9 protein-coding genes are annotated in these 9,841 nt (G+C 50.9%); 7 read left to right on the top strand and 2 right to left on the bottom strand.

Annotated elements, in window-relative coordinates; translation table 11 throughout:
- Positions 1 to 78: 78 nt before the first annotated feature.
- Positions 79 to 1,218: an RNA ligase RtcB family protein gene (locus tag EQY_RS0106740; protein WP_000521581.1), complete on the top strand. Its 1,140-nt coding sequence runs from the start codon at positions 79 to 81 to the stop codon at positions 1,216 to 1,218.
- On the top strand, positions 1,215 to 1,829 hold the full coding sequence (gene prfH / locus EQY_RS0106735; RefSeq protein WP_000602131.1) for a peptide chain release factor H: 615 nt from the start codon (positions 1,215 to 1,217) through the stop codon (positions 1,827 to 1,829). The genes EQY_RS0106740 and prfH overlap by 4 nt, the downstream gene beginning before the upstream one ends.
- A gap of 54 nt (positions 1,830 to 1,883) precedes the next feature.
- Here the strand turns inward: prfH and pepD are convergent, their stop codons facing one another.
- Positions 1,884 to 3,341, bottom strand: a complete 1,458-nt coding sequence (gene pepD / locus EQY_RS0106730; RefSeq protein WP_001292990.1) for a cytosol nonspecific dipeptidase — start codon at positions 3,339 to 3,341, stop codon at positions 1,884 to 1,886.
- Between the two features lie 260 nt (positions 3,342 to 3,601).
- On the opposite strand from pepD, the gene gpt reads away from it, so the two are divergent.
- The 3 genes from gpt (at position 3,602) to crl (ending at position 5,856) form a co-directional block, all read left to right on the top strand.
- Complete coding sequence (gene gpt / locus EQY_RS0106725; protein WP_001291989.1) at positions 3,602 to 4,060, top strand: xanthine phosphoribosyltransferase; 459 nt, start codon at positions 3,602 to 3,604, stop codon at positions 4,058 to 4,060.
- A 92-nt stretch (positions 4,061 to 4,152) separates the two neighbouring features.
- Positions 4,153 to 5,397 (top strand): esterase FrsA, encoded by a 1,245-nt coding sequence (frsA, locus tag EQY_RS0106720; RefSeq protein WP_000189562.1) that lies wholly within the window; start codon positions 4,153 to 4,155, stop codon positions 5,395 to 5,397.
- A gap of 57 nt (positions 5,398 to 5,454) precedes the next feature.
- Positions 5,455 to 5,856, top strand: coding sequence for a sigma factor-binding protein Crl (crl, locus tag EQY_RS0106715; RefSeq protein ID WP_000174686.1), 402 nt, complete (start codon positions 5,455 to 5,457; stop codon positions 5,854 to 5,856).
- 99 nt (positions 5,857 to 5,955) lie between these two features.
- Here crl and phoE read toward each other — a convergent pair whose 3' ends face one another.
- On the bottom strand, positions 5,956 to 7,011 hold the full coding sequence (phoE, locus tag EQY_RS0106710) for a phosphoporin PhoE (protein WP_024212443.1): 1,056 nt from the start codon (positions 7,009 to 7,011) through the stop codon (positions 5,956 to 5,958).
- A gap of 287 nt (positions 7,012 to 7,298) precedes the next feature.
- On the opposite strand from phoE, the gene proB reads away from it, so the two are divergent.
- Positions 7,299 to 8,402 carry a glutamate 5-kinase gene (gene proB / locus EQY_RS0106705; RefSeq protein WP_001285271.1) on the top strand — a complete coding sequence of 368 codons (1,104 nt, stop codon included), beginning with the start codon at positions 7,299 to 7,301 and terminating at the stop codon, positions 8,400 to 8,402.
- Positions 8,403 to 8,413: 11 nt separating this feature from the next.
- Positions 8,414 to 9,667 (top strand): glutamate-5-semialdehyde dehydrogenase, encoded by a 1,254-nt coding sequence (gene proA, locus EQY_RS0106700; RefSeq protein WP_000893295.1) that lies wholly within the window; start codon positions 8,414 to 8,416, stop codon positions 9,665 to 9,667.
- Positions 9,668 to 9,841: the final 174 nt, after the last annotated feature.

Below are 9,841 nucleotides of genomic sequence, written 5' to 3'. Positions count from 1 at the left end.
AAAGTAAGTGACTGGGGTGAACGAACGCAGTCGCAGTACATGCAACTTGAAGTATGACGAGTATAAATGGAATGGTACATGGGCAAATATATTCGTCCCTTATCCGATGCGGTATTTACCATCGCATCTGATGACCTGTGGATCGAGAGTTCAGCGATCCAACAATTACACACCACGGCAAATTTACCCAACATGCAACGCGTAGTTGGGATGCCAGATTTACACCCCGGACGCGGCTACCCGATTGGCGCAGCGTTCTTCTCCGTTGGTCGTTTTTACCCGGCACTGGTCGGCAGTGATATCGGCTGTGGCATGGCGCTATGGCAAACAGATATTCTCGCTCGCAAATACAACGCCGATAAGTTTGAAAAGCGATTATCAGCTTTGGATGACGTTGCTGAAGAAAGCTGGCTGGAGGAAAACCTGCCGTCAGCGTTTGCACAGCATTCGTGGCGCAGCGCGCTTGGCTCTATCGGTGGCGGAAACCACTTCGCAGAGCTGCAACAGATTGATCAAATCATCGACGCGGAACTGTTTGCACTGGCTGGTCTGGATGCGCAGCATCTGCAACTGCTGGTTCATAGCGGCTCGCGGGGTTTGGGGCAGTCTATTTTACAGCGACATATTGCCTCGTTTTCGCATCATGGTTTGCCTGAAGGCAGTGATGACGCGCTACGGTATATTGCGGAACATGACGATGCGCTGGCGTTTGCGCGTATTAATCGCCAGATGATCGCTCTGCGCATAATGCAACAGGTGAAAGCCAGCGGAAGTCCGGTTCTGGATGTGGCGCATAACTTTGTTAGCGCGTGTCAAATCGGCGATCAACAGGGTTTCTTGCATCGTAAAGGTGCCACGCCGGATGACAACGGTCTGGTGATTATTCCCGGTTCACGCGGTGATTACTCCTGGCTGGTTAAACCTGTTGCGAACGAAAAAACGCTTCACTCGCTGGCGCATGGGGCAGGGCGTAAATGGGGGCGCACCGAGTGTAAAGGGCGGCTGGCAGCGAAATACACGGCGACGCAACTCTCGCGTACTGAACTTGGCAGCCGGGTAATTTGTCGCGATAAACAACTCATCTTCGAAGAAGCGCCACAAGCCTATAAATCGGCTGAAAGCGTGGTGCAATGTCTGGTGCAGGCCGGTTTAATTATTCCTGTCGCGCGGCTGCGTCCGGTGCTGACGCTCAAAAACAGTGGAGGGAAAAAAGGATGATTTTGCTACAACTCTCCTCAGCTCAGGGGCCGGAAGAATGTTGTCTCGCAGTGAAAAAGGCGCTGGACAGGTTGATTAAAGAAGCTACCCGACAAGGCGTCGCGGTAACGGTGCTGGAAACAGAAACGGGTCGCTATTCTGACACGCAGCGTTCGGCGCTGATTTCACTTGATGGCGACAGCGCATGGGCATTAAGCGAAAGCTGGTGTGGCACTATTCAGTGGATTTGTCCGAGTCCGTATCGGCCTCATCATGGGCGCAAAAACTGGTTTCTGGGCATTGGGCGTTTTACCGCTGATGAGCAGGAGCAATCCGATGCGATCCGGTATGAGACGCTGCGTTCGTCGGGGCCGGGCGGCCAACATGTCAATAAAACCGACTCGGCGGTGCGCGCCACGCATCTGGCAACCGGGATTAGTGTGAAGGTTCAGTCAGAGCGCAGCCAGCATGCCAATAAACGGCTGGCACAATTACTGATTGCCTGGAAGCTGGAACAACAGCAACTGGAAAATAGCGCGGCGCTGAAATCGCAGCGGCGAATGTTCCATCACCAGATTGAACGTGGTAACCCGCGACGGACATTTACAGGGATGGCTTTTATCGAAGGATAGTGAAGGGAAACTGCCGGAAGGCGATTAAACGCCATCCGGCAGCAAATCAAATAATTACTTCGCTGGAATTTCTTTCAGCAGTTCAGTCAGAAGCCGCCAGTAATGGCCAACGCTTTCGATATGAACTTGCTCATCCGGAGAGTGTGGTCCGGTGATAGTCGGCCCGATAGAAACCATGTCCATTTCCGGATACGGTTTTTTGAACAGACCACATTCCAGACCCGCGTGGATAATCTGGATGTTCGGCGTCTTGTTGAACAGACGCTGATAGGTTTCACGTACCAGATGCATCACCGGAGAGTTAGCGTCCGGCTGCCAGCCAGGATATGCGCCTTTCGCTTCGGTTTTCGCGCCTGCCAGTTTACCCAGCGAATCCAGCATACTGACCACGTAGTCTTTACCGCTGTCGATCAGAGAACGGATCAGGCAGTGAATTTGTACGTTATTGTCGGTCATGGTTACCACACCGACGTTCAGTGAGGTTTCAACCACGCCTTTTGCCACGTCGGAGTTACGGATCACACCGTTCGGGGTGGCGTTCAACAGGCGAATAAAGGTATCGCGAGATTTGGTGGTCAGCGCAGTTTTGTCGTTCGCTACTGAATCCAGCAGTAATGCCAGGTTTTTCTCTTTCTCGGCCAGCTCGTTTTTCAGGATCTCCTGATAGGTATTCACCAGAGATTTCAGCGCGTCGACTTTATCGGCTGCGACAGCGATGGTTGCAAAGGCTTCACGCGGGATGGCGTTACGCAGTGTGCCGCCGTTGAAATCGATAAGGCGCAGATCCAGTTCTTCCGCATGACCTGCCAGGAAGCGCACCAGCAGTTTGTTTGCATTACCCAGGCCAACGTGGATTTCGCCACCAGAGTGACCGCCTTTCAGACCTTTTAAGGTTAATTTAAAGGTTTCAAAACCAGCCGGAACTGTTTCACGGTCTAAATGCAGGTTGGAGGTGAAGTCGATACCCCCCGCGCAGCCCATGTAGATTTCACCTTCTTCTTCAGAGTCGGTGTTAATCAGAATATCTGCCTGTAACCAGTTGCTCTGTAAGCCGAACGCACCGTCCATACCGGCTTCTTCGGTCATGGTCAGCAGCACTTCCAGCGGGCCGTGTACCACGTTGTCATCGGCAAGAACCGCCAGCGCAGACGCCATGCCAATGCCGTTATCTGCACCGAGCGTGGTGCCGCGCGCTTTAACCCATTCGCCATCGATATAAGGCTGGATAGGATCTTTAGTGAAGTCGTGCACGGTATCGTTGTTTTTCTGCGGCACCATATCGAGGTGAGCTTGTAAGACGACCGGTTTACGATTTTCCATACCTGCGGTGGCAGGTTTACGAATCAGGATATTCCCCACTTGATCGCGTTCGACATGGAAACCTTTTTCTTTTGCCCAACCTACAATGTATTCAGCGAGTTGCTCTTCGTGGTAGGACGGGTGAGGAATAGAACAGATTTTGGCAAAAATATCCCACAGCGGCTGTGGAGATAATTGAGACAGTTCAGACACGTTAAGTCTCCTTGTCGATCACCCGCAAAACAGTATTGCAGGTCACAGGGTTAGCAGAAAATGTTGTCAGCACAAGTCAGGCTTGCGAGATATGTTTGAGAATACCACTTTATCCAGCGACAGGTAGTAGCAGTGCGCAAAAAGACGCGGACTTATGTGAAATACTGGTTTTTAGTGCGTCAGATCTCTATAATCTCGCGCAACCTATTTTCCCCTCGAACACTTTTTAAGCCGTAGATAAACAGGCTGGGACACTTCACATGAGCGAAAAATACATCGTCACCTGGGACATGTTGCAGATCCATGCACGTAAACTCGCAAGCCGACTGATGCCTTCTGAACAATGGAAAGGCATTATTGCCGTTAGCCGTGGCGGTCTGGTGCCGGGTGCGTTACTGGCGCGTGAACTGGGTATTCGTCATGTCGATACCGTTTGTATTTCCAGCTACGATCACGATAACCAGCGCGAACTGAAAGTGCTGAAACGTGCAGAAGGCGACGGTGAAGGCTTCATCGTCATTGATGATCTGGTGGATACCGGCGGTACTGCGGTTGCGATTCGTGAAATGTATCCTAAAGCGCACTTTGTCACCATCTTCGCTAAACCGGCTGGTCGTCCACTGGTTGATGATTATGTTATTGATATCCCACAAGATACCTGGATTGAGCAACCGTGGGATATGGGCGTGGTATTCGTTCCGCCTATCTCTGGTCGCTAATCTTTTCAACGCCTGGCTTCGCCGGGCGTTGTTCTTTTTAACTGCAGGCGAGTTACAATAGCTTCCAGTAAGTATTCCTGGAGGTTGCATCCATGACACAGGCAAACCTGAGCGAAACCCTGTTCAAACCCCGCTTTAAACACCCTGAAACCTCGACGCTTGTCCGCCGCTTTAATCACGGTGCACAACCGCCTGTGCAGTCGGCTCTTGATGGCAAAACTATTCCCCACTGGTATCGCATGATTAACCGCCTGATGTGGATCTGGCGCGGCGTTGATCCGCGCGAAATCCTCGACGTCCAGGCGCGTATTGTGATGAGCGATGCCGAACGCACCGACAATGATTTGTACGATACGGTGATTGGTTACCGTGGCGGTAACTGGATTTATGAGTGGGCCACCCAGGCGATGTTGTGGCAACAGAAAGCGTGTGCGGAAGAAAATCCACAAGTCAGCGGTCGTTACTGGCTGCACGCAGCGACGTTGTACAATATTGCTGCCTATCCACACCTGAAGGGTGATGATCTGGCAGAACAGGCGCAGACGTTATCAAACCGCGCTTATGAAGAAGCGGCGCAACGTCTGCCAGGAACGATGCGGCAAATGGAATTCACTGTGCCAGGGGGCGCGCCCATCACCGGGTTTCTCCATATGCCAAAAGGCGATGGTCCGTTCCCGACAGTATTAATGTGTGGTGGTCTGGATGCGATGCAAACGGACTATTACTCCCTTTATGAGCGTTATTTTGCGCCGCGCGGCATTGCGATGTTGACTATCGATATGCCTTCGGTGGGTTTTTCTTCAAAATGGAAACTCACCCAGGATTCCAGCCTTCTGCATCAGCATGTGTTAAAGGCTCTGCCTAATGTGCCGTGGGTGGATCACACACGCGTTGCGGCCTTTGGTTTCCGTTTCGGCGCTAACGTTGCCGTGCGTCTGGCATACCTTGAATCGCCGCGTCTGAAAGCTGTGGCCTGCCTTGGTCCGGTGGTTCACACCTTGCTGAGTGATTTTAATTGCCAGCAACAGGTGCCGGAAATGTATCTTGACGTTCTGGCGAGTCGTTTAGGGATGCACGATGCTTCCAACGAAGCGTTACGTGTAGAGTTGAATCGCTATTCATTGAAAGTGCAAGGGTTGCTGGGGCGTCGCTGCCCAACGCCAATGTTATCAGGCTTCTGGAAGAACGATCCGTTCAGCCCGGAAGAGGATTCACGATTAATCACTTCGTCATCTGCTGACGGTAAATTGTTAGAAATTCCATTTAATCCGGTGTATCGGAATTTTGACAAAGCACTCCAGGAAATTACTAACTGGCTCGAAAAGCGATTGTGTTAAAAATTTGCTAAATTTTGCCAATTTGGTAAAACAGTTGCTTCACAACAGGAGATCGCAATGACGTTACCGAGTGGACACCCGAAAAGCAGATTGATCAAAAAATTTACCGCACTAGGCCCGTATATTCGTGAAGGTAAGTGCGAAGATAATCGATTCTTTTTCGATTGTCTGGCTGTATGCGTCAATGTGAAACCGGCGCCGGAAGTGCGTGAGTTCTGGGGCTGGTGGATGGAACTGGAAGCGCAGGAATCCCGTTTTACCTACAGTTACCGGTTTGGTCTGTTCGATAAAGCAGGCGACTGGACGCATGTTCAGGTAAAAGATGCGGAAGTGGTTGAGCGGCTGGAGCACACTCTGCGCGAGTTTCATGAAAAGCTGCGTGAACTGCTGGCGACGCTGAATCTGAAGCTGGAACCAGCGGATGATTTTCGTGATGAGCCGGTGAAGTTAACGGCGTGAGTGAAAAGTGCCGGATGTGATGTTTGAGCATCTCTTCCGGCCTGAAATAGTGGTTTTCGTAGGCCGGATAAGGCGTTCACGTCGCATCCGGCAATATTATTAAAACTGATATGTCATTCCTATCGCGACAATATCATCATTATTAATATTCAACTTATTATCGCTATCCAGTTGGTTGATTTTATAATCAACAAATGCTGACATGTTTTTGTTGAAATAATACGTGGCACCGATATCAATATAATTGACCAGATCCTCATCACCGATACCTTCAATATCTTTTCCTTTCGATAGCACATAACCTAAAGATGGACGCAGACCAAAGTCGAATTGGTATTGAGCGACCGCTTCAAAATTCTGTGTCTTATTAGCAAAACCGCCAGAAATTGGCGTCATTTTACGCGTTTCAGAATAGAAGGTTGCCAGGTAAATATTATTGGCATCGTATTTAAGACCCGTTGCCCACGCTTCGGCACGTTTGCCCGTACCACGGCTTTGCAGGTTCTGCTCGTTGGTGCGATCAGAGTTGGTATAGGCTCCACTGATAGCGAAATCGCTGCCGCCAAAGTCATACGTCAGTGAAGTACCAAACCCATCGCCGTTCTGCTTTTTCACATCGCGGTTTTCGTTTTTCCCTTGATATTGCAAGGTTAAGTTCAGACCATCAATAACACCGAAAAAGTCTGTGTTACGGTAAGTCGCCAGCCCGCTGGCGCGTTTGGTCATAAAGTTGTCGGTCTGCGCCGAGGAGTCGCCACCAAATTCCGGGAACATATCGGTCCAGGCTTCGACGTCATACAGCGCGCCCAGATTACGTCCATAATCGAAAGAACCCAAATCTTTATATTTCAACCCGGCAAAAGCGAGACGTGTTTTTTGCTGTGCAGTATCACTCTCTGCTTTATTACCGGCAAACTCTGCTTCCCAACGACCATAACCAGTCAGTTGATCGTTAATTTGTGTTTCGCCTTTAAAACCAAAACGGATATAACTCTGGTCGCCATCTTTACTGTCGTTATCACTCATATAATGCATGGCTTTAACTTTGCCATAGACATCCAGTTTATTACCGTCTTTGTTATATATTTCTGCGGCCTGTACGGATGCAGATGCCACAATACCCATCACCACTAATGCCAGAGTGCTCTTTTTCATTTTCATTCCTGATTTTAATTAACGCGCGAATATTCAGCGGGAGAGACCCGTTGAAAACAGGAAAGTTTTTAACCTGAAATTGTTAAAGATATATTACAGATTAATAATATTCTTAAAATGTGGTAATTTATTAAATCTGTAATAAAAACGTAAACAACTGCCGCTACGCTTGCTGATCCCGCGCAACAAAACGCTATGCTTTGCTCGCAGATGGTTGGCAACCGGCGACAGTCCTGCTAAAACGTTCGTTTGATATCATTTTTCCTAAAATTGAATGGCAGAGAATCATGAGTGACAGCCAGACGCTGGTGGTAAAACTCGGCACCAGTGTGCTAACAGGCGGATCGCGCCGTCTGAACCGTGCCCATATCGTTGAACTTGTTCGCCAGTGCGCGCAGTTACATGCCGCCGGGCATCGGATAGTCATTGTGACGTCGGGCGCAATTGCCGCCGGACGTGAGCACCTGGGTTACCCGGAACTGCCAGCGACTATCGCCTCGAAGCAACTATTGGCGGCGGTAGGGCAGAGTCGACTGATTCAACTGTGGGAACAACTCTTTGCAATTTACGGCATTCACGTCGGGCAGATGTTACTGACCCGTGCCGATATGGAAGACCGTGAACGCTTCCTGAATGCCCGCGATACGCTGCGTGCGCTGCTCGATAACAACATCGTTCCGGTAATTAATGAGAACGATGCTGTTGCTACGGCAGAGATTAAAGTCGGCGATAACGACAACCTTTCTGCGCTGGCGGCGATTCTGGCGGGTGCCGATAAACTGTTGCTGCTGACCGATCAAAAAGGTTTGTATACCGCTGACCCGCGCAGCAATCCGCAGGCGGAACTGATTAAAGATGTTTACGGCATTGATGACGCACTGCGGGCGATTGCCGGTGACAGCGTTTCAGGTCTTGGAACCGGCGGCATGGGCACCAAATTGCAGGCGGCGGACGTGGCTTGCCGTGCGGGGATCGACACCATTATTGCCGCAGGTAACAAGCCGGGCGTCATTGGTGATGTGATGGAAGGTATTCCTGTCGGTACGCTGTTCCATGCCCAGGCAACGCCTTTAGAAAATCGTAAACGCTGGATTTTTGGCGCGCCACCTGCGGGTGAAATTACCGTTGATGAAGGGGCGACCGCCGCTATTCTTGAACGCGGCAGCTCCCTGTTGCCGAAAGGTATTAAAAGCGTGAGCGGCAACTTCTCGCGTGGTGAAGTCATTCGTATTTGCAACCTCGAAGGTCGCGATATTGCCCACGGCGTCAGCCGTTACAACAGCGATGCATTGCGTCGCATTGCCGGACACCACTCGCAAGAAATTGATGCAATACTGGGATATGAATATGGCCCGGTTGCCGTTCACCGTGATGACATGATTACCCGTTAAGGAGCAGGCCGATGCTGGAACAAATGGGCATTGCCGCGAAGCAAGCCTCGTATAAATTAGCGCAACTCTCCAGCCGCGAAAAAAATCGCGTGCTGGAAAAGATCGCCGATGAACTGGAAGCACAAAGCGAAAGTATCCTCAACGCTAACGCCCTGGATGTTGCTGACGCGCGTGCCAATGGCCTTAGCGAAGCGATGCTTGACCGTCTGGCACTGACGCCCGCGCGACTGAAAGGCATTGCCGACGATGTGCGCCAGGTATGTAATCTCGCCGATCCGGTGGGGCAGGTGATTGATGGTGGTGTGCTGGACAGCGGTCTGCGTCTGGAGCGTCGTCGCGTCCCACTTGGCGTGATTGGGGTGATTTATGAAGCGCGCCCGAACGTGACGGTTGATGTCGCTTCCCTGTGCCTGAAAACCGGTAACGCGGTGATCCTGCGCGGTGGTAAAGAAACCTGCCGCACCAATGCTGCAACGGTGGCGGTGATTCAGGACGCCCTGCAATCCTGCGGTTTACCGGCAGGCGCAGTGCAGGCGATTGATAATCCGGATCGCGCATTGGTGAGTGAAATGCTGCGTATGGATAAATACATCGACATGCTGATCCCGCGCGGTGGCGCTGGTTTGCATAAGCTGTGCCGCGAGCAGTCAACGATCCCGGTGATCACCGGCGGTATTGGCGTCTGCCATATTTATGTTGATGAAAGTGCAGAGATAGCTGAAGCCCTGAAAGTAATTATCAACGCGAAAACTCAGCGTCCGAGCACATGTAATACGGTAGAAACGTTGCTGGTAAATAAAAACATCGCTGATAGCTTCCTGCCCGCATTAAGCAAGCAAATGGCGGAAAGCGGCGTGACGTTACACGCAGATGTAGCTGCGCTGGCGCAGTTACAGGCAGGCCCTGCGAAGGTGGTGGCTGTTAAAGCCGAAGAGTATGACGATGAGTTTCTGTCATTAGATTTGAACGTCAAAATCGTCAGCGATCTTGACGATGCCATCGCTCATATTCGTGAACACGGCACCCAGCACTCCGATGCGATCCTGACACGTGATATGCGCAATGCCCAGCGTTTTGTTAACGAAGTGGATTCTTCTGCTGTTTACGTCAACGCCTCTACACGTTTTACCGACGGCGGCCAGTTTGGTCTTGGCGCGGAAGTGGCGGTAAGCACACAAAAACTCCACGCGCGCGGCCCGATGGGGCTGGAAGCACTGACCACTTACAAGTGGATCGGCATTGGTGATTACACCATTCGTGCGTAAACAAAACCGGGTGATGCAAAAGTAGCCGTTTGATTCACAAGGCCATTGACGCATCGCCCGGTTAGTTTTAACCTTGTCCACCGTGATTCACGTTCGTGAACATGTCCTTTCAGGGCCGATATAGCTCAGTTGGTAGAGCAGCGCATTCGTAATGCGAAGGTCGTAGGTTCGACT

This window comes from Escherichia sp. TW14182 (assembly GCF_000208525.1).
Classification (GTDB): domain Bacteria; phylum Pseudomonadota; class Gammaproteobacteria; order Enterobacterales; family Enterobacteriaceae; genus Escherichia; species Escherichia ruysiae.
Note: the sequence above shows the minus strand (reverse complement) of the source record. Positions and strands in the feature narration are given on the sequence as shown.

Bases quoted from the DNA above. Each gene is read 5' to 3' on its own strand.
- prfH (WP_000602131.1), top strand. From the start codon at position 1,215: ATGATTTTGCTACAACTCTCCTCAGCTCAGGGGCCGGAAGAATGTTGT.
- frsA (WP_000189562.1), top strand. From the start codon at position 4,153: ATGACACAGGCAAACCTGAGCGAAACCCTGTTCAAACCCCGCTTTAAA.
- phoE (WP_024212443.1), bottom strand. From the start codon at position 7,011: ATGAAAAAGAGCACTCTGGCATTAGTGGTGATGGGTATTGTGGCATCT.
- proA (WP_000893295.1), top strand. From the start codon at position 8,414: ATGCTGGAACAAATGGGCATTGCCGCGAAGCAAGCCTCGTATAAATTA.
- proB (WP_001285271.1), top strand. From the start codon at position 7,299: ATGAGTGACAGCCAGACGCTGGTGGTAAAACTCGGCACCAGTGTGCTA.
- crl (WP_000174686.1), top strand. From the start codon at position 5,455: ATGACGTTACCGAGTGGACACCCGAAAAGCAGATTGATCAAAAAATTT.
- EQY_RS0106740 (WP_000521581.1), top strand. From the start codon at position 79: ATGGGCAAATATATTCGTCCCTTATCCGATGCGGTATTTACCATCGCA.
- gpt (WP_001291989.1), top strand. From the start codon at position 3,602: ATGAGCGAAAAATACATCGTCACCTGGGACATGTTGCAGATCCATGCA.